Source organism: Desulfoscipio gibsoniae DSM 7213 (genome assembly GCF_000233715.2).
Classification (GTDB): Bacteria; Bacillota; Desulfotomaculia; order Desulfotomaculales; family Desulfallaceae; genus Sporotomaculum; species Sporotomaculum gibsoniae.
The window spans coordinates 99,334-118,888 of the sequence record NC_021184.1 but is presented as its reverse complement, the minus strand read 5'-3'; the positions used below and the strand labels follow the sequence as shown (position 1 = coordinate 118,888).

General features: G+C 44.1%; 23 protein-coding genes and 1 pseudogene. 3 read left to right on the top strand and 21 right to left on the bottom strand.

The genetic code is table 11. The annotated features are described in order from the left end of the window. Positions 1-34: 34 nt before the first annotated feature. The 6 genes from DESGI_RS00675 to DESGI_RS00650 all read right to left on the bottom strand — a co-directional run bounded on the left by DESGI_RS00675 (position 35) and on the right by DESGI_RS00650 (position 2,468). Positions 35-259, bottom strand: coding sequence for a hypothetical protein (locus tag DESGI_RS00675; RefSeq protein WP_006523216.1), 225 nt, complete (start codon positions 257-259; stop codon positions 35-37). Between the two features lie 38 nt (positions 260-297). Then, entirely contained in the window at positions 298-666 is a 369-nt protein-coding gene (locus tag DESGI_RS00670) for a hypothetical protein (RefSeq protein ID WP_006523215.1), read from the bottom strand. A 41-nt stretch (positions 667-707) separates the two neighbouring features. Then, positions 708-1,283, bottom strand: a complete 576-nt coding sequence (gene pth, locus DESGI_RS00665) for an aminoacyl-tRNA hydrolase (RefSeq protein ID WP_006523214.1) — start codon at positions 1,281-1,283, stop codon at positions 708-710. A gap of 49 nt (positions 1,284-1,332) precedes the next feature. Continuing rightward, entirely contained in the window at positions 1,333-1,566 is a 234-nt protein-coding gene (locus DESGI_RS00660) for a D-aminoacyl-tRNA deacylase (protein WP_006523213.1), read from the bottom strand. A 295-nt stretch (positions 1,567-1,861) separates the two neighbouring features. Continuing rightward, positions 1,862-2,242, bottom strand: a complete 381-nt coding sequence (gene vapC, locus DESGI_RS00655) for a type II toxin-antitoxin system VapC family toxin (RefSeq protein ID WP_052543911.1) — start codon at positions 2,240-2,242, stop codon at positions 1,862-1,864. A 25-nt stretch (positions 2,243-2,267) separates the two neighbouring features. Then, on the bottom strand, positions 2,268-2,468 hold the full coding sequence (locus DESGI_RS00650) for a type II toxin-antitoxin system VapB family antitoxin (RefSeq protein ID WP_006523211.1): 201 nt from the start codon (positions 2,466-2,468) through the stop codon (positions 2,268-2,270). 97 nt (positions 2,469-2,565) lie between these two features. Here DESGI_RS00650 and DESGI_RS00645 point away from each other — a divergent pair, with 97 nt between their 5' ends. Further along, positions 2,566-2,793 (top strand): hypothetical protein, encoded by a 228-nt coding sequence (locus DESGI_RS00645; protein ID WP_006523210.1) that lies wholly within the window; start codon positions 2,566-2,568, stop codon positions 2,791-2,793. 3 nt (positions 2,794-2,796) lie between these two features. On the opposite strand, the gene DESGI_RS00640 is transcribed toward DESGI_RS00645, so the two are convergent. The 6 genes and pseudogenes from DESGI_RS00640 to DESGI_RS00610 all read right to left on the bottom strand — a co-directional run bounded on the left by DESGI_RS00640 (position 2,797) and on the right by DESGI_RS00610 (position 10,027). Continuing rightward, positions 2,797-3,861, bottom strand: coding sequence for a DUF3997 domain-containing protein (locus DESGI_RS00640; RefSeq protein ID WP_006523209.1), 1,065 nt, complete (start codon positions 3,859-3,861; stop codon positions 2,797-2,799). 170 nt (positions 3,862-4,031) lie between these two features. Next, on the bottom strand, positions 4,032-4,298 hold the full coding sequence (locus tag DESGI_RS00635) for a hypothetical protein (RefSeq protein WP_157872703.1): 267 nt from the start codon (positions 4,296-4,298) through the stop codon (positions 4,032-4,034). Positions 4,299-4,643: 345 nt separating this feature from the next. Continuing rightward, positions 4,644-5,783, bottom strand: a pseudogene (locus DESGI_RS00630) (IS3 family transposase). A gap of 111 nt (positions 5,784-5,894) precedes the next feature. Further along, a complete protein-coding gene (locus DESGI_RS00620) occupies positions 5,895-6,251 on the bottom strand; it encodes a C-GCAxxG-C-C family (seleno)protein (RefSeq protein WP_006523203.1) in 357 nt (118 codons plus the stop codon). Positions 6,252-6,410: 159 nt separating this feature from the next. Then, positions 6,411-7,853: a purple acid phosphatase family protein gene (locus tag DESGI_RS00615; protein WP_006523202.1), complete on the bottom strand. Its 1,443-nt coding sequence runs from the start codon at positions 7,851-7,853 to the stop codon at positions 6,411-6,413. Between the two features lie 563 nt (positions 7,854-8,416). Continuing rightward, on the bottom strand, positions 8,417-10,027 hold the full coding sequence (locus tag DESGI_RS00610) for a CehA/McbA family metallohydrolase (RefSeq protein WP_006523201.1): 1,611 nt from the start codon (positions 10,025-10,027) through the stop codon (positions 8,417-8,419). Between the two features lie 415 nt (positions 10,028-10,442). Here DESGI_RS00610 and DESGI_RS24240 point away from each other — a divergent pair, with 415 nt between their 5' ends. Then, positions 10,443-10,637 (top strand): transposase, encoded by a 195-nt coding sequence (locus tag DESGI_RS24240; protein ID WP_157872702.1) that lies wholly within the window; start codon positions 10,443-10,445, stop codon positions 10,635-10,637. A gap of 64 nt (positions 10,638-10,701) precedes the next feature. Here the strand turns inward: DESGI_RS24240 and DESGI_RS00605 are convergent, their stop codons facing one another. From DESGI_RS00605 to DESGI_RS00595, 3 genes are all read right to left on the bottom strand, one after another. After that, positions 10,702-11,853, bottom strand: a complete 1,152-nt coding sequence (locus tag DESGI_RS00605; RefSeq protein ID WP_041284706.1) for a Fic family protein — start codon at positions 11,851-11,853, stop codon at positions 10,702-10,704. A gap of 314 nt (positions 11,854-12,167) precedes the next feature. Further along, positions 12,168-12,449 carry a hypothetical protein gene (locus tag DESGI_RS00600; RefSeq protein WP_006523199.1) on the bottom strand — a complete coding sequence of 94 codons (282 nt, stop codon included), beginning with the start codon at positions 12,447-12,449 and terminating at the stop codon, positions 12,168-12,170. Between the two features lie 69 nt (positions 12,450-12,518). Beyond that, on the bottom strand, positions 12,519-13,148 hold the full coding sequence (locus DESGI_RS00595) for a 50S ribosomal protein L25 (RefSeq protein WP_006523198.1): 630 nt from the start codon (positions 13,146-13,148) through the stop codon (positions 12,519-12,521). Between the two features lie 106 nt (positions 13,149-13,254). Here DESGI_RS00595 and DESGI_RS00590 point away from each other — a divergent pair, with 106 nt between their 5' ends. Beyond that, on the top strand, positions 13,255-14,019 hold the full coding sequence (locus tag DESGI_RS00590) for a PRC-barrel domain-containing protein (RefSeq protein ID WP_006523197.1): 765 nt from the start codon (positions 13,255-13,257) through the stop codon (positions 14,017-14,019). A 43-nt stretch (positions 14,020-14,062) separates the two neighbouring features. Here DESGI_RS00590 and DESGI_RS00585 read toward each other — a convergent pair whose 3' ends face one another. From DESGI_RS00585 to ispE, 6 genes are all read right to left on the bottom strand, one after another. Beyond that, positions 14,063-15,007 (bottom strand): ribose-phosphate diphosphokinase, encoded by a 945-nt coding sequence (locus DESGI_RS00585; RefSeq protein WP_006523196.1) that lies wholly within the window; start codon positions 15,005-15,007, stop codon positions 14,063-14,065. 28 nt (positions 15,008-15,035) lie between these two features. Further along, positions 15,036-16,415 (bottom strand): bifunctional UDP-N-acetylglucosamine diphosphorylase/glucosamine-1-phosphate N-acetyltransferase GlmU, encoded by a 1,380-nt coding sequence (gene glmU, locus DESGI_RS00580; protein WP_006523195.1) that lies wholly within the window; start codon positions 16,413-16,415, stop codon positions 15,036-15,038. A gap of 195 nt (positions 16,416-16,610) precedes the next feature. Then, positions 16,611-16,865, bottom strand: coding sequence for a septation regulator SpoVG (gene spoVG / locus DESGI_RS00575; RefSeq protein WP_006523194.1), 255 nt, complete (start codon positions 16,863-16,865; stop codon positions 16,611-16,613). 183 nt (positions 16,866-17,048) lie between these two features. Continuing rightward, entirely contained in the window at positions 17,049-17,807 is a 759-nt protein-coding gene (locus DESGI_RS00570) for a nucleotidyltransferase family protein (RefSeq protein WP_006523193.1), read from the bottom strand. Next, complete coding sequence (locus DESGI_RS00565; protein ID WP_006523192.1) at positions 17,800-18,486, bottom strand: GntR family transcriptional regulator; 687 nt, start codon at positions 18,484-18,486, stop codon at positions 17,800-17,802. The genes DESGI_RS00570 and DESGI_RS00565 overlap by 8 nt, the downstream gene beginning before the upstream one ends. Positions 18,487-18,558: 72 nt before the next feature. Then, positions 18,559-19,410 (bottom strand): 4-(cytidine 5'-diphospho)-2-C-methyl-D-erythritol kinase, encoded by an 852-nt coding sequence (gene ispE / locus DESGI_RS00560; RefSeq protein ID WP_006523191.1) that lies wholly within the window; start codon positions 19,408-19,410, stop codon positions 18,559-18,561. Positions 19,411-19,555: the final 145 nt, after the last annotated feature.

Below are 19,555 nucleotides of genomic sequence, written 5' to 3'. Positions count from 1 at the left end.
CGCCATCAGGCTAAAGCTCCGGCCTTTTTCCTTATTAATTAAGTCTAGGGGAATAAAAAAAATGATCCTCGGAACCGTATATTTCCTCACGGCACTCTTCGCATAAGCCTGAAGCCACACCGCTTCCATTTTCAGGTTCCCTCATCATTATATCCCCGGTGTTGTCACCAGTCAAGTTGTCAACGCATGCAGCCCGACCGGCTGATTCGGTAACTTTAAACACCCGGTCACAGCATTCACAAATGTGATAAATTTTCATTTTTAATTTTCACCGCCATATATAATAGCTTAAACGAGTTATAACAGCCGGACCGCCGTGTAATTCCACAGCCCGTGCAAAACAATCGCCAGCGCCAACGCCACTGTTACCCCGGCATGCATCAAAAGCCAGGCAGTCCCAAAACCCAGTAGACTGTGCAGCACCAATGCCGCAAGGCCGGGCCATATACCGCGCCCGCCCAGGGAATCCGAAAAAAGTTCCGTACCACCGAATACTATATGTACCAGGAAGACATCAGCGCCCCAAAGCAGCGCCAACCCAGTTTTAGACACTTCCTCCACCACCGGTGCCGCCAGCACAATCATGACTGCATCATCGGCCCGGCCAACAAGGCCCAGTATATAGCGAGCTATTACTGCAGACAACAAACCCGCAACTACAAACAAATAAATTCCCCTGCTTATAATATTGACCTTTGACGGCAGGCTTATACTGTCTTGTTACCGTTAAACTTATTCATGGCGGACACCACCCCGGCCCGGACGATCTCCTCCACCACCCCGGGCACGGTTTCCAATACCCGGTGAATGGCCTCCATATCCTCCGAAGCAGGACGGGCCAGCACCCAATCCGCCACCTCGGGGCCGGGCACCGGAGGACGCCCGATGCCGATGCGCACCCGGATAAAATCTCCGGTCCCCAGCAGGTTGATAATTGAAGCCAGTCCCCGGTGCCCGCCGGCGCTGCCGCGATCCCGAATACGCAGCCTGCCGGGGGGCAGGTCCAGGTCATCGTAAATAACTATCAAATCGGCAGGGGCGAGCTTGTACCAGTTTAGCAGTGCAACCACCGCCTGCCCGCTTAGATTCATATATGTCTGGGGCTTGGCCAGTATAATTTTCTCCCCCGCCCAAACTCCTTGTCCCACCAGGGAGCGTAAAAAATTACGGTCCACCGGCGTATCCAGCCGCTCCGCCAGCCGGTCCACCGCCATAAAACCGGCATTATGCCTGGTCAGCGCGTATTTGGACCCCGGGTTACCTAATCCCACCACCAGTTTCAAGATACATAACCTCCGCTTTAATATTTTGCCGCGATATGCCATAATTATTTTATATAACTAGCAATAACTCACCGTTTATATCTTTAATGGACAAATTCATTTTGCCGGCGGAATCCTCAAAAATCCTTAAATCTACGATTTTTTTGACCAGGTAATCTGCGGTATCGATAGTATCATTGATTCCAATACCGATAAGAACCAGCAATCCTTTGGATATCCGCGATACAACCTGTCCGTCTACAAGAACTTGAGCTTTTGCCACTCTCTGAATAACTGCACGCATACAAATCTTCCTTTGCCCTAAATTGTGTATTAATATAGGTTAACTTACTGCCGTTATATTCGATATGTATAATAATAAAAAGCCAAGTAAAAAACAAGCGTCCCTCTCCTGATTCTCATATGGGAAACCACATCTTCCTAAATGGGCATAAAATAAGCACCCCTTTTTCTCAGGTGCTCACGCCAGGTGTCTTTACGCAGAATATTTAAATACTTTTCGTAGGTAAACAGCCGGTTTCTTCTATCATGTCCTCTGGATTAGGTGGAATATAGCGGGCATTTTTTAACGTGCTTAATTATATCATTTTAAGAATTTGAAGAGCATCTACTTGCTCAGCCATTAAATCAAAATCTCGATCATTGTGCAAAAGCAAGAGTCTGTATTCCATGGCGGTGAGCGCAATCAGTATGTCAATGGTGCTACGCGGCGTTATGCCTTTGCGCCGCAGGTCAAAATATAAGCGTGCTGCTTTTTCATAAGTAGCTTTTTCTTCCGGCAAAAAGTAAATGGTTTGTGTTGAAAGATAGTCGCGCAACTGCCGGTATTCTTTTTCATTTCTTGCCCCCTGCAAAATCTCCTGAAAGATATAGGGTGAAATACCAAAAGGTATATCGCGAGCCAAAACTTCATCAAAAAGTAATGTTTTGTTATCGGTTTGGCCTTTGAGAAAGCTGATTAGAACTGAGTGTCAACGAGTATCACTACCGGCCCCCCCGTAGAGTCCGGTAATTATAGTCGTCGGCAAATCTTATTTTGCCCCGCAATTCCTTTAAATCCTTACGTGTGCGGCTTGCTACAAACTCAAGCATAGCCTTTTCCACCACTTCTCTTTTAGTTTTAAGGCCGGAAACCTCCATTGCTTTTTGCATTAAAGCGTCGTCAATTACAATATTGGTGCGCATGCCACACACCTCCTTATACACATGTTAATATACAGGTATTGTTTAGTCAATTCCGGTTTTCCCATGGTTTAATTTATTCCTCCCGGATGTTATTCGGTTGTATTATGCTGACCAGTCTTTGATGAAAGCCCGGGAAGCCCTGGTAAAAGCGGGTGTACAGGTGCCCGATAAATTCGATTTGGAACTGGATAGGTATGCCAAACGGGGAGTTAATGAAGTAACTTATAACTTCTACTGTGGTTACTGTTTAGATTCCTCTATGGTCGATATTACCGCCTTGTTCTATCTGGCAAAGTCTCTGCCTTTCCCAGTACCAATGGGCTGATTTTTACAATTCCTTATTAGCAAATCGGTCATAGCTCATTACTGAAAACGAATTAATATCTTGGAATTCAATATTGTCTATCTTTAATTGCCTTCGTTGATTTTCAAAATTTTCTAATGTGTCATAACTATAAACGGTTTCATTTTCAGTATCTAATATATAATATTTATCTAATGGTATATCTAAAAATTTATTTTTTTCACCTGTAGTATACTCATTTTGCAATGCTATAATATACCGGTTATCAAATCCCACCTTAACAATCTCAGCCGGTATTATTGGATCTAAGGTTTCCGGACTAATTTCTACTTGGGGGAAAATAACAGAAGTATTATAAGGATAATGAAACAGCTGATACCCTCCCGGCAAGAAACTAATGCGTACATCGCCATAAATGGAAACATAATAAGGTCTATTATCATATACTTTTAAGATTTCTTCCTTTATGCTATCCTCATTGAAGTTTACCGGATAATATCCAGAACCAGTTTGGCTTAGTATAAAGAGCGTTCCAAAAACAATTTTATCATCCAGAAAGCCAATTTTTAATTCTATATCAGGTGTAAATAAAATTCCATCATGGCTAAACTTTATATCATGTTTTACAGCTAGTGAGTATAATTTTATCTTTCTATCAATGATTTGATCATATGCAAATCCTAAAGCTTCCGAACAGATTATGGCCGACATTTCACGAGGGTCGTTTATAAGGTAAACTTGTAACTGGTCTTCGTTTGATAAACTTTGATTATTAATTTGATTTAATGATATTCCATCTTTAAACATGACTTCATGTACAGACCTGACCTCATCAATCTCCCACCCATATTTTTTAGCAAAGTTATAGGAAGTAACCAATTTAAAGTCAATTTGAACAATTACTATCATAATAAGAAATAAAAAAAGTATTAAAACAAGCGGTTTGTTTTGAGCTATCATTTCTAATATCTTATTTCTGTGTATTACTGCGGTAGGCAAAAATAGAAATAATGTTAAAAATAATAATATGGTTAATATGAATATTCCCCATAAAGTATCTGGCCTCAAAATTAAATATAATAACTGCATAAGAGCCTCACATTCTTCATTAATAGATAGGGTGGTAAAATTACCACCCTGTTATGAACCTAATCGATAACAACATTTGTATAGGTAAATAAGTTAATAGTTTCATAAACCATCTTGTACATATTAGTAGTTTTTGAAAAAATTATCTTTTTATTGCTTCTCATTTTGAGTTAGCGCCTCCTTCCAGGTATTAGATTTGGAAGAAGGTGGCAGCCATTGAAAATCACCATCCCCACGAGTCGCAAAATAAATATATAAATAACTATCTGCACCAGGCTGTGCAGTCCGAACGGTATGGGAGCCAGCCTGATGAAATACGAAGATGCCGTTTGGATCATACCGGTTTTTATTAAATGGTGTGACGTTATGCCAAGGCCCGCCAGTTGAAACCCCAACATGGTCACCAGCAGTGCTTCGGGCAGCGAGACCAAAAGCAACGAAAGCAAAGACATCCTATCTATGGCGTTTTACCTCCCGGTTCTTAAATGCGACCCGAAATTCCTTTCGCGGGCCTTAGCCCGCTATCTTTTTCTTTTCATATTGCCAACCAATGTTGCGTTGCAAGATACAAATGTCTGTGAAAGATACCTTGGCAAATCCGCTTTCCCGTCGGGTTATCAATTAAACAGCACATGGAGTCAAGACCGGCGGTCTCTTTGTTCACATCAGCTTGCTCAAGGTTTGACAGCGAGGGTTCTTAAATATTAACTTAGTAGCTAATTGGCCATCATTTTCAAATATCTTGGTTATGCAGATTGCTGCGGTAAGTTAGTTGTAGCATTTTAATAAACATCCGCTGGAGTCTTCTTGCCAATAGATGTGTGCGGGCGTTCGAAATTGTACCAACGTATGTAAGTAACAATTCCTTGGCGGAGAGCAAGAGGGGTTTCGTAGTTCTTTAAGTAAATATCTTCCCATTTGATGGTTCTCCAAAAGCGCTCTGTAATGGCGTTATCCAGGGCCCTACCTTTACCGTCCATGCTAATCTTGATGCCATTTTCTTTCAGGGTATTTATATAAAAGGGGGCTGGTAAATTGGCTGCCCTGATTAGAATTCAATATGATAGGGGCTCCGTGTGTTTCAATGGCTTTGTTTACAGCTTTAATCACAAATTCTTTATTCATCGTATCGGAGAGCTCGTAACTAACAATCATCCTGGAATACCAGTCAATAATAGCTACCAGGTACATCCAACGGCCTTGCATGGTACAATACGTGATGTCGATTCCCCAGACATGGTTAGGATGGGCCGGTTTGACATTGCGAAGCAGGTATGGTATACATACTGGCCCTATTGCGTTTGCTGAGGTTGGGGCCGGGGTAAATCACCCGTATTCCCAGTTCCCGCATATATCGTTGAATGCGTTTGCGGTTGACCTTGTAAGCTACGCCATCCTTGTTATTAATGTCTTCTGCAATCCGCCTGGAGCCTTTAAATGGGTGCTACGTGTGGATCTTGTCAATAAGGTGCTTAATCTCCACTTCGTGTTTAGACACCCTTTTGGCAGTCCAGTATAGACCCGTTCGATTCAAGGATAATAACCCGGCCTGAGCTTTTATGGTCAAGTGTGAATTCGAAATATCCCAATCCACCATAGCTTTTCGTTCATTCACGGGGTAAGATACCGCCAGATTTTTTTTTAAGCCAATCCAACTGTGTTGTTAGACGGCCGACTTGGGCGTATAAGTTTTCGATGGTTTCTTCTTGTTTACGCTTTTCTTGGGCAGCAGCCTTAGCACTCTTAGATGTGGTGAACACCTTGTCAGCGCCTTCTAAGAGCTCCTTCTTCCAGCGGTGAATCACACTAACATGTACTCCGTATTCCGATGCAATTTCTCCAATGTGGCGTTCTTCTTTTAAGGCTTCTAAAACGATCTGCAATTTTTGCTCAGGTAACCACTGTTTTTTTTTGCATGGGATGTGCTCCTTTCACTTCTCAGTTTACTTCGAGATTGGTGTCGCTTATTCCGTGCAAAATCGTGTCGCATTTCCTGGGACCATTATATCCCGGTGATTAAGAATTTCGTCATTTCAATTTTTTTTTGTCCAATCACAGCAGGTTATATCAAAGCAGTTGACGTGTTTCGTCCGGTTTACGAATGATTCCATGAGATGTTGTGTTGCTGTTATAGCTGTGGCGACGGCCTGATCTAGATTATCGCTCCTGTGATATGATTCCGCACCCACCGCCAGCGAGGATCCCCACAGCATTACGCATTGATAACCCTGCTGCAGTATTCCGCCTGCAAGTGGTTCCGCTGCACGCACTTCTTTGTCCATGGGTCTTCCAAATTCGCGGTTCAGAATAAGCATCAGTGCGCTCGAACAAGCACCTTGTTTCATAGATACCTTTCTGGCGTCTTTTACAGCTACTTTTGAGTCACTCATTTTCCCGTAAAGCCTCCTCCTGATAAATAATGAAAAAAGAACCACCTCTTGCGCGGTGGTTTTGCTAGAAAAGCTTGCCATTTTAATTTATTCTAGTAACTTTATGTTAAATATATTGTATTACTAGAGTTAATATTTTTAGTTAATTTAAACTCAAATCTATTCTGCAATTATGAAGCTGTCAAATACCTGGCCTTGGTTTGGACCGCTTGCTGCAAAACCTTGTGCAGTAAGGCCATTTTCATCTTTCGTTATGATCATGAAAGAGCGAATGGAGTTTTCTTCGATGACTGGTTTGTAGCCTGATGGGTGATATGGATCATCTGCAACCCTATAGTTGTTACCTATAGACGCCGCTTCAATGTAATTTACATCGTTGATCAAGTATCTTTCGTAAACGTGGGAATGTCCGAAGTTAACGCCATTTACATCATATTTTTCAAATAGAGGTCTAAGTACATTCCAGGCGTAGTCGCCATGAGGATATTTTACTGTGCCATCTTTCTCCACCAGAGGTTCAGAATAGGGATACCAGCCGTCGTTTCCTCTATTAAGCATATGCCAATGCATGTTTACCCATTTGTATTTTGCATCTGTTGTTTTCAGGTCATTTTTAAGCCATCTTACTTGTGGGCTTCCTTCTGATATGTCGTCAAACATAATCCAGCCTGGAGCTTCGAAACCGCTCCAAGGATGCCATCTGAAAGCTGAGATACTAGAGATGTGCATATCGCCATAATCTACACTGTACCAGTGTTTTCCGTTTGGATAGTATTCTTGTTCAGGATAAAGAGGTCTGAACATTTGCATGTAGATGGAAAGTGACCAGTCGTCAGGGTTATTTGTTGCCATCTCTTTATCGCTCATAATTCTCTGGTCGTCTACTTCGTGATTGCCGGGAGTTATAAAGATTGGAGTGTATTGCAGCAGTTCCGCTCCGTCTTCTTCTTGTTGCATGATTTCAAACCAGGTTTTGCCTATTTCAGCTGGAGCGATGTAGCAATCTTCTACAAAGAACCATTCTCCTGCTTTCCATGGAGTATTTTGCAAGTCACCGCCGTAGATGATGAAGTCGGGTTTATGTTGACCAATTTGTTTCACTGTTGCAGGGCTTTCAGCCTTTAATTGAAGGTCAGATAATAATGCAAAAGTAAAGTCTTCACCATTTACAGGAGCAGTTTTGAAGTTGTAAACTTTTGATTTTTCAATTTTGTCTCCAACCTTTGTGGTTGCTTGATAATAGTAAATCGTATTAGGCTTCAGGTTTTGTAGAGTTGCGATTTGTTGAAAAACGTTTAACTCAGGATTTTTAGCAGGATCTGGGTCATAACCTTCTGGAGTTATTGATGTTCTAAGTCCCTCAATTTCGTATTGTGTTGCCGCAACTGTTGTTCCCAAATCTTCCGTTAGACCGAATTCCACAAAACCTTCTCCGCTTTCTTTTGAGATCCAGACTACATTCATTTCATTGCTTGGATTTAAAGTAAGCAGATACGGTTTTGTATAGGTCAGCTCTTCGCCTGCTTCACTTGCCAATCCAACAGTTGGAATCATTGCAAGCAGTACCATCAACGTTAAAATAAAAGATACAGTTCTTTTCATCAGGTCCTCTCCTTAATTTTTTTTTGCGTACTGACTCTCATTTAACTCCTCTTCCATCCCCAGCCAAAACCCAAAAAAGTCTCCTACACCTCCTTTCCACGCCGGCATCCCGGAAAGCGCCCCCGCTACTGCCTCGTTCATTTCCTTTCATCTTTCTTCCTAATTGTGCCGCGAAACAGTTTGCGGTGAACAGATATTACCGGAACCAGACTCCCCCTAAATTATCCATTATGATAGTAGCTAAGCTTTAAACAAGAATTAATTTGCTGTTAAATAATTCCTCTAAGTTTGTTAATTGTTATTAATAAAGCAAAACACCTGAAACTACTCGTTTCAAAGGGTTTTTTTGTAATGCCCCCAGACAGAGTCTGAGGGCTTTCAACGTATAAATTCTGAAAATGCGTTGTCAACAACCCTTTTTGTTGCTTAGCCTTCCATCCTTAATAAGTCTCGCTCTATTAAATTGAGTGTGAACTGATGGGATGGAATTATTCGAATTCCGTAAGCATCACGTAAATACCAATCAAAGTAAGTAAGCCCTGGCTTTAGCCATAGGGAGGAAATCAAATGCTGGGATTGAGTATCACGACGTTACTCTCTTCAAAAACGGCACCGTCTGAATACAAAATATAAGCGTAATATGTTTTACCGTTCGTCAGGCTTTTTACATGCGCACCTTGACTGTTGAAGTTAGCGTCGGCAAGGTAATATGTGCCATCGTAATCCTCGCATATCCACACCGTATAGTCTTTACCATTCGCCGACCTTATTGCAAAGTCTATATGAGCTTGACCATCGCCGTTTGAGCTTACGGTTGTGAAAATTTCCGGTGTTTTCAAGGCGTTTATTGCCGCTACAAGAGTTTCCAGCGCTGTGTCGATCTCATTTTGCGAGGTTTCATCGGCTAAACTAACTCTTTTCGCTTCATTCAACGCTGTCTGGAAATCATTCCATGAAGCATGCGTATAGTCGAACCGATTCAACAACTCTGATTCGGCTATTTTATCGTTAAGAGCGGTTTTGTCAAGCGCTTGTTCGAAGAAAAAGATCGGATTGGAAAACGCGAATGGAGCCGAGGTGTCGAACGCAGGGGTACTGTAAGAACCGTTGGTCAGTTTTTTAGTCGCAGTTTCCTTGCCTTCTACTTCCATACGGATAAAGTCGCCGGGATTGACAAATACTTCAACGGTTTCATTGAATGAAGCGGCGTCAATGTTTTTTGTATAGACGATCTCGCCGTTCTTTATAAGCAGGACTCTGGCCAAATCCTCAATGCAATAACCGCTGAGATCAACATCTACATATTTGCCTTCCTGCGGAACCGCGACGTCGTCTCCCATCATGGCGCTGCCTACGCTAAAGTCAATGACGGGGCCATTGGAACCATACATATGCCCTGCTTTGAACCCATTGACGATACCTTCAACCGAGTATTCATCCACATAAACGGTGGTGTATACTGATCCTATACCCGCTGCGGAATGGGTATCGGTATCCGCAATGCCATACAAATGCCTGCCCTGATTGTTCAAGATATCCCATTGAACCCGTGCTTTAGCGTTTGCCGTATAATTTGAAGCATACCAGCCGTTCCAAACCTCAATTCCGTCCAGATCCGCGTTCCACGAATCATTTTTACCCCATGGATCGGCTTCTACCGTTCCATCGTACGGGTGAGCGGCGTAAGCAAGCCCCTCGCCGTTTGTATCTGCTTTGAAGTTGTCAATGGCTGCCTTGGGCAGTACTCCTGCATTGTAGTTCTTTTCCTGATTCACATTCATAAACACAGCGTGGCCATAGCCGCTGTATTCGTTGCCCCTGATCGGAATAATATTGTATTGCGGTCCGGCAACCTGGGCGTCCGCCCAACCTCTGGAATTATCATGATCGCTGATATTGATAAAATCCATACCGACTTTTTGCGCCTGAGCAAAATTCTCAAAAATCGTTCCGGAACCATCGGAATATCTGGAATGGTTATGAATATCGCCGGAAACCCAACCAGCTTGTCCGGAAGTGACCATTCCCATTTTGGTTTGCTCCTCCGTTCCATTTTCATCCATGGATTCATCTGTGGGAGATGCCATGACAGCGGATTGCATGCATCCGATCATCATAGCAAACGCTAAGATGAATGCCAATACTTTTGAGGATAGTTTGCTGTTTTTCACCATGACCAAACTCCTTTCAATTTTTTTTGATACCTTTTGGTATCTAAGGAATTTATAACATGGCAATGTTAAATTTACTTACATATACAGGTAAATATATTGTAATACAGGTAAATATATTGTAAATTTTTAGCGCCGTAAAGCCCCTAGCTTCAGCCTCCTAAAAAGAGAGGGTGATCAAGAATAGCTCTATCCTGAAAAAACAACCAACCACAACATATTGCAAGCAAAACTCAACAACGTGCCCACATATAGAGCAATAGGCCTTAGGCTAATTTTCATCTTCTGATGGTGCCGCGCAAGCGGCATGGTGGTCTATAAGATTGTTTACCTCGGAACGGAAACAGCTGTTATAGCACGCAGGGGTATTAACACGGAATCGTTGGTATTATTAACCGTTCGGTGCACTTCAACGTAATTGGAACCCACACCATGCAGCGTACCCGTCACCGGGGTGGAAGCGTCACAGGGGGTAGATGAGAACTTAAAAGATGAACAATTCGACCACTTTTACAGCCAAGGCAAAGGACGCCCCTCACTTAGTCCAACCCGCATGCTAACAGCTATCATGATACAGCTGGAAAAAGGTTACTTAGATCGCGAAATGGATTAAGCTGCCCAATTCGACGACCGGGTAAAATATGTAAAATAAGCACCCTTGTTATCAGGTGCTTTTGCTAGGTGTCTTTACGCAGAATGTTTAAATACTCTTCGTAGGCAAACACCCTGTTTCTTTGAACATTTTCCGTCTGTTTTAAAATACCCAGCCGGACAAGTTTATTAACAGCATTGGACGCCGCGTTAAAAGATACCCCTAACTCTTCACTGGTTTTCTTGATGTCAATGATGGGGCTGCCTTCCAGGTAATTAAATACCTTCATGATGGTTTTAGCGGCTTTTCCTGTGTTTTTTACAATCTCCCTATTTTTATTATGCAGTTTAACCAATTCACCAATGGTTTGGATGGCGTCCAGTGCAGACTCATAGGTGGCCAGCAAAAAGAATTTAACCCACTGCTCAAAGTTTCCTTTTGCTCGAACCTCCGTCAAACGGTCATAATACTCAATCCGGTTGCGCTTTAAAAAATAAGAGATGTATAAGGTTTCATAACTTAAAATTTTTTTTTCCATCAGAAAAAGGTTGATTAAAAGCCGTCCGATTCTCCCGTTGCCGTCCAAAAACGGGTGGATGGTTTCAAATTGATAATGAATCAGAGCGGTTTTAATTAAAGGCTCCAGCTCATCCTCGTTATTAATAAACTTTTCCAAATCAGACATGGCTTCTATCATGTCCTCTGGATTAGGCGTAATATAGCGGGCATTTTTTAACGTGCTGCCTACCGGCCCCAGCCAGTTCTGACTGCGTCTGAATTCTCCCGGATTTTTTTCCTCCCCCCGAACATTCTGCATTAAGACCCTATGGGTTTCTTTAATGAGACGATTGCAAATGGGCAGCTCTTTAAGCCTTGCCTTTGCATATTGTGATGCTTTTATATAGTTAATGACATCCGCCACATGGCGATTGGTGTTTTCCTCAATCTTCGGGTCTAAAATATCATCCAGAGTAGCCTGCGTTCCCTCTATCTGTGAAGACAAGAGGGCCTCTTTGCGAACATACATAGAAACAAAAAGCTCAATATTCGGTATCTGCCTCGAAAGACCTTCCAAAATGCCGATGCTTCTGTTCGCCTTGGACAAAAGACCTGCGGTCTCTTCGCCGATCTCGATAGGCGGGTCCGGCGGCAGTGGCTTTGGTATAAATGATTTGTATTGAAGTTCGCCGGTCAAGTTGGTTCGATATTCTCCTGCCCTGTTTTTCATTGGCCACATCTCCCAAAATGAAATAACAATCTGAAAATAATACTGTTATTTCATTTTACCAGTAATATTGAAATAAAGAAAGCGTTTCTCCTGTTATTATTTCATTTTGGCCGGATTTTAAAAGTAATATACTTTTTCGTTCCCTTAAATGCCACAGTGTAAAAACGACAGCGGAGGATGGTGGATTTGGGGATATGATCCATGTTTTGCCTTATTATTCCATTAGGATTATCCGGGTCTTCTACATAATTGAAAATTGGCAAACAAATAACCCTCTCCTGAAAAAGAGAGGGTGACCGAGCAAGCTTATTAAGAAAATTAATTTATAAAGGTGCTGAAATTGCTGTTATAGCATTCATGGGTATAATCAAAGCCTCTCTGATATTATTGGTCATCCGGTGCACTTCCACATAATTAGAGCCTACGCCATGCAACATCCCTGTAACGGGGGTAGATTCTTCGCTTACATAGACGGTAATATTTTTCCCCACCAAGCTTTGCAATCGATCGTTAAAGGTCATACCGTATCCTGGACAGTACGAACCTCCCATACCGCCGCCCGGATACCCACCGGGAGGATATCCGGTTCCAGTGGCATCAGCCATCAATATCGCCTCCTTATAACAATGCATATCCCAGAATATGCACGATGAGGCAGAATTGTTCATAAACTTTTATGCCTGTGTTTCATCTCCGTCCGCGCCCATCTCACCATCACCGGGCTCACCTTCAACATCTGTTGTTTCCTCAGTTCGCTGCGCCACTACAGTTACCACAGTGGTGGCGGGATCGTCCAACAACTCCACATTATCCGGAACTGCAATATCCCGGACAGCAATGGTATCCCCCACAGAGAGACCGTCAACATTAACGACCACTTCCCGTGGTATATCAGCAGGCAGACAGGATATCTGCAACTCCCGCAGAGTGTATTGCACAATACCGTCGTTAACCGCTCCTGTAAAATTAATCGGCACGACCGCCTGAATAACATTATCCAGAGAAATCTGGTGCAAATCCACACTAAGCAAATTATGCTTTATAGCACCGTACTGCATATCTTTAATCAGCACTTTGTAATGTCGCTCTTCTTCACCTCCCGACCCCTTGATTGTAAGATCAATCAAAGAGTTGGCACCCTCGGATAAAATCTTTTTTAACGGTTTTAACTCCATTTCCACAGGGATACTGCCCACCGCCTTGCCGTAAACCACCCCCGGTATCATATCCCGGCGGGCCAACCGTTTGCGGTAACTTTTACCCCTTTGATACCTGTAATCGACTTGCAGATTAAAATTTGCCATTTTCAAACCTCCTCTAGGATAATATTCCCTTTTAGCGGTTATATCATGCCTGCCATCAACATAACATTAAGTATAATAATTAAGGCGCACAGGGGGTGTGTTAATAATGCGCAAAAGCAAACAATTTATATCCATGCCGGTAATAAGCCTGGAAGAGGGTCAGCAAATCGGCATCATCAAAGGCCTGGTGATTGATCCCGGGTTAAAAAGGGTGGCTGCCCTGATGATAGAACAAAAAGGTTGGTTCAACGATCAAAAATTCATTCCTTACATCAATGTCCACAGTGTAGGCGAAGACGCTGTCACGATTAAGCACGGCACCATGGTGCAAAAAGGTACCAACCTGCCGGAAATAATCAGCCTGACAAAAAATAAAGTTAAAGTAAACGGTGCCCGTATCGTAACCGAAAGCGGCACCCTGCTGGGTGAAGCAGATGATTATTACGTAAATATGGCTTCGGGGGAAATGATCGGCATGGAGTTTAGCGGTAGTTTTATGAATGGCCTATTCAGCGGCAAAGCCTTTTTAGATATTAATCATGTCCTTACCATAGGTAAAGATATGATCGTCTGCTCAGATCAAGCATTGGATGAAGCAGTCAAACTGGACGGGGGTTTACAGGAAAAATTGCGCGGTGTAAGGGAATCCACAAGCCACATATGGGAGTCAACTGTACAAAAAACACGGGAACTGGGTTCTAATGTAAACAGTTCTATCATTAAGATTAAACGCAGTAAAAAAACCAGCGACGAAAACACTCCCCCGATTGATGAACCTATCACCGAAACTAAGGAGCAAATAGATCATTTAGCGCCCATTGAACAGCCGGAGGAACCCACAGCACCCAATAACCCACCCCATAAAAATTAACCCGGCCAACGCCAAATAATAAGCCCCGTTAAACGGGGCTTATTCAGTCAAAAAGTTTACTTACCGATAAATCCTCATGTATGCGAATAATAGCCTCTCCCAAAAGCGGTGCCACCGAAAGTATTTTAATTTTATTTATCACTTTACTTTCCGGCAGGGGAATAGTATTGGTAACCAGCACCTCTCTGATGGGCGCGCCGGCCAACCGCTCCACCGCAGGGCCGCTGAGTACGGGGTGAGTACAACAAACATAAATATCCTCCGCCCCCCATTTTTTAAGAGCCGCTGCTCCCTGAGTAATAGTACCGGCCGTGTCTATAATATCATCAATCATAATTACTTTCTTACCGCGAATGTCACCGATAATATTCATTATTTCAGCCACATTGGGTTCAGGACGTCTTTTATCGATAATGGCAATGGGGGCACCGATTCTTTCCGCTAAATCCCTGGCCCGCTGCACACCGCCCAAATCAGGACTTACCACCACTACATTGTCCACTTTCTGCTGCATAAAATACTGGGCCAATAGGGGTACACCAGGTAGATGATCTACCGGTATATCAAAAAAGCCCTGGATCTGCCCGGCATGTAAATCCATGGTAATAACCCGGCGGGCACCACTGGCAGTTATTAAATTAGCAACCAGTTTGGCAGTGATGGGATCGCGGGCCCGGGCCTTACGATCCTGCCGAGCATACCCGTAATAGGGAGTTACTGCGGTAATCCTGCGGGCCGATGCCCTGCGCACGGCATCCACCATAACAAGCAACTCCATTAAATGCTCGTTTACCGGCTCGCAGGTGGGTTGAATAATAAAAACATCTGCTCCCCGCACGCTTTCATTTATTTTAACCTGTATTTCCCCATCGCTAAAACGAGTGACCTTGGCAGCTCCCACGGAAACACCAAGATAGTGAGCAATCTCCTCCGCCAAGGCAAAGTTGGCGTTCCCGGTAAAAATTTTCAGCCGTTGTCGGGATGGCATGTGCGCGTACCTCCAAAAAATATATTTCTTATTTTTTTCCGGATAATTTTTTTCTTTTTTGAGCCCAGCCTTCAATATTTTTCTGTTTATCCCGGGCTACACCCAGCGCACCGGGGGGCACATCTTTGGTGATAGTGGAACCTGCTCCGGTTATGGCACCATCACCAACCACCACTGGAGCCACCAAGTTAGTGTTACTGCCGATGAAAGCATATGCACCAATTTTTGTGGATGATTTCTTTTCACCATCGTAGTTGCAAGTAATGGTGCCGGCACCAATGTTTGATCCCCGCCCCACCTCGGCATCACCCACGTAACTCAGGTGCGGTACTTTACTACCCTCACCGAGGTGGGAATTTTTAAGCTCCACAAAATCTCCTACTTTGACGTCCTTTTCCAACACGCATCCCGGGCGAATATAAGCAAAGGGACCGATATTGCACCCATCCCCCACCCGACTTTCGGTAATTACCGAGTTCTGCACGTTGACCCGGCTCCCCAAAGAGACATTGACCAACCTGGATGATGGTCCTATAGTACAATTCTCGCCAATTTTCGATTTTCCTTCTATAAAGGTAAAAGGGTATATAATGGAATCCGGTCCAATATGTACAGTATCATCTATAAAGATTGATGCGGGGTCCATAATTGTAACCCCAGACATCATCAGCTTGTCCAGAATACGCCGGCGCAACACCTTTTCCACCACTGCCAACTGACAACGGTCATTTACGCCTATAATTTCAGCAGCATCACCCGCGAATACAGCGCCCACAGAGTCACCCCGGGAGATATAGTATTCAATTATATCCGTTAGGTAATATTCGCCCTGAGCATTGTCAGATCTAATCTCCGACAGTGCTTCAAATAACCCGTCGGCTTTAAAGCAATAAACACCGGTATTGATCTCCGAAACTAACAGTTCGGCGGGGGTGGCATCCTTTTGCTCTACGATTTTCAATATACCACCAGTGGTACTGCGAATAATCCGCCCATAACCGGCAGGGTCGCTCAAATCCGCTGTCAGCACGGTAGCTGCAAACCCACTGCGACTGTGTTCAGTATACAATTGGGACAGTGTTTGGTGCCGCAGCAGCGGTGTGTCTCCACAAACCACCAGTATATCACCATTAAAATCCTTAAGAGCATCGCGGCACTGCAGCAGTGCGTGGGCCGTACCCAGTTGCTCCGCCTGGTAGGCTGTTTCTACCTGATCACCCACCATCTCCGCCACTAATTCACCTTGATGGCCCACCACTAAAACGGTTTTCTGAACACCTACTTTTTGCACTGCCAGGAGCACATGCTCCACCATGGCCCGCCCACACACTTGGTGTAAGACCTTGGGTAAACCTGACTTCATTCTGGTTCCCTTGCCTGCCGCCAGTATTACCGCTGCTAACCGCATGTAGCCAAAAACCTCCTAGTGGTCATATTATCGTGTACATATATTATGGCACACGCTGTTTTAATTCAACAAAAAAATGTTATTCCCTTTCACAATGACAAATATTTGAGTCAGCTGAAATCAAATATTAAGCCTATAGTTAAAAAAGAGAGCATTTAAGCTCTCTTTTATTATTATATATAGCCTTCTTTGTTATTATATAGCTTCATTATAAGCTTTGAGTACCGCGTCCTGAATTATTTCCCGGGCGAAGGTATTAATAGGGTGGGCTATATCTCTAAATTCACCACCTGGGGTTTTACGGCTGGGCATGGCCACAAACAACCCGTTTTGACCTTCCACTACTTTGACATCATGAATGACAAACATATCATCCAAGGTTACCGAAACAATTGCCTTCATTTTTCCCTCGGTCAACACTTTGCGCACCCGCACATCGGTAACATTCATGCATTCACCACCTTCCAGTTAACCATTTATGCCAAGTTTTATCATAAAACCTTCTACAAATAGATAAAAATCCCTGCAAATGTACAATAATATTGGAAAATTTAATTAAAAAAATTGGACATAATTTTATAACACTCAGGGCACAAAAAACCCCGCTGCTTATTATACACGCGGGGCTTTTTATCAGGCCAATCCCAATTGTTTATTCACCAACTCAAGGTCGCTGGGCTTATCCACATCCACCCCTACTTCAGGGAAGGGGCTAATCACCACCCGCCCCTTAATACCGAGCAGCAGCGATACTTTTTTTTGTGCCTCCTGCAATGAAATATTCTTCATTAAAAACTTAATTAAAAATAACAGACCCACCAGACGGCAAAGCTTTAACGGGCTTTTTCGAGCGTCAACCAGCTTTTGCCCCCGGGGCATGCATTCTTCCACAATACCCGGGTTAAATAAAAAAATATTGCCCCCTGTATAAATACCCTCTTTTAATTGCACATAAGTGCGCCTGGTAGTGGAATACCGTTTTTCAACCACTTCCCTGGGCACTACGGGGTAATACAAATCAGCTTGCTCATCACCACAGAGATCGATAAAGTTTTCAATGGCTCGCCGGGTAATCAGCGGAATATCAGAGGTAAGCAGCAATACCCTTTGGGCACCGGGAAGTCCTTGCAGGCCCCGCAGCACATTTTCAGTGAGATGACCACCATGCTCCACCAGTATCTCTCGCTTGCCGCAATTAAAGTGCGCCGCCAGCTCAGTTCGAGGGCCAACAATGGCTATCCGCCCGATACGATCACATTGCCTGAGTGCATCCACCACATATTCCACCATCAATTTACCCTTGATATCAATCATAGCTTCATACCTGGCGGCGCTGCACTCCCTTAAAGCACCGTTATTAGGGCTACCGGCCAGCACTAGAGCATCAATCACCTTTTTTTACCTCCCCCAATGCATTAAGGAAAGTCTGTTCAGCAGTTTCAATATGTTCCCGTGCCAGATGGTATGCCAATTCCGCATTTCGGTCACTTATAGCCTCAATAATGGCCTTGTGCTCATCAACGGCATGTTTCAAACGTCCGGGTTGAGATAGTGACGCTGTACGGAAACGCTGTATCTGCTCTTTTAAAAGAGTGATTATTTGTACCAAACGCTGATTGCGGCTGGCTCTATAGATTAAATTATGAAAATTAGTATCCCTTTCAACTATACTATCTATCTGGCCATCGCCCGCTTCGTAAATATGCAGCGAAGCCCGCTCCATTTCTTCAAGCTCCTCGGCAGTAGCCCTTTCCGCGGCCAGGCCTGCAGCCAGTGCTTCCAGCGCGGCCCGCACCTCGAAAACATCTACGATATCCTTTACGGAAATGCCCGCCACATAAGCCCCCTTGCGCGGAACCATGACGACAAAACCTTCCAGTTCCAGTTTCCTGATGGCCTCCCGCACCGGGGTGCGGCTAACCCCCATTTCTTCGGCCAGCTGGATTTCCATTAGTCGCTCCCCTGGCGCAAGGCGTCCCTGAATGATTGCCTCCCGTAGAGTTTCAAATACTATTTCCCGCAGGGGTTTATAGTTATCTAGTTTAATCGGTATTAATTTCGGTTCGTTCAAATTCCCCCGCCCCTTTTAAGTAGTTTAATACATTTTACCACTATTTCAATTCAACCCGCAAGGCTTCGCCCATCAGCTTCGGGGGTCATAAAAATTGGTAACCCAAACCCCAAAGTTGCCATTTTTCAACCTGCCCGCTGCCTGCCGCGCCGCAGTTTCGTTGTCAAACAAACCAAATACAGTAGGTCCACTGCCGCTCATCAAAACACCCAAGGCACCGGTAGCAGCTAAAATACTTTTAATATGTTCGATTTCCGGGTGCATAGAAGAAGTAACCTGCTCCAAGGCGTTACCCAGACAAGCAACTAAACCACTCACATCGCCCCCACGCACAGACTGCAACATACCCTGGCTGTCAGGATGCAGCGGATTTTCAATATCGTCATATCGATGATACACCTCTGCCGTACTTACCCCGAAGCAAGGCTTGGCCAGCACCACACCAAGCGATGGCAAACCGGGCAACGGATCAACCCTTTCACCACGTCCCCTCACCAAGGCCGTGCCGCCTTGCAGACAAAAGGGCACATCCGAACCAATAACGGCTCCCAGGTCCAACAGTTTACCCATTCTCATGCCCAAGCCCCAGAGACTATTCAAACCGCACAAAACCGCAGCTGCGTCCGCCGATCCCCCGGCCAACCCGGCAGCCAGGGGAATCCGTTTAATTAGTTTAATACTGGCACCCCCGGCATAGCCTACCTGGCGACGCAACAAATCGGCCGCCCGAAAGGCCAGGTTATCCCGGCCGCAGGGCAAATCAGCCCCCTCTACAATAAGTTCAATCTCCCTGGCTTTAGTAATAACCACTGTATCATGCAGTTCCAGGGTCTGCATAACGGTGACCAGTTCATGATATCCATCCGGTCTTGTGCCCAATACATCAAGAAGCAGGTTGATCTTGGCATATGCCTTAACCAGCATTTTTTATTTCACCAAATCCTTTACGTATCGTTAATGGTTTTTAGTATATCCAAAAAATGCCGGAAGGACAAGTACTGTGTTAAGACATTTTTGTCCAAACTATTACATACATTTAAGTGAGTATTGGTCAAGGTATCTTTGGTGC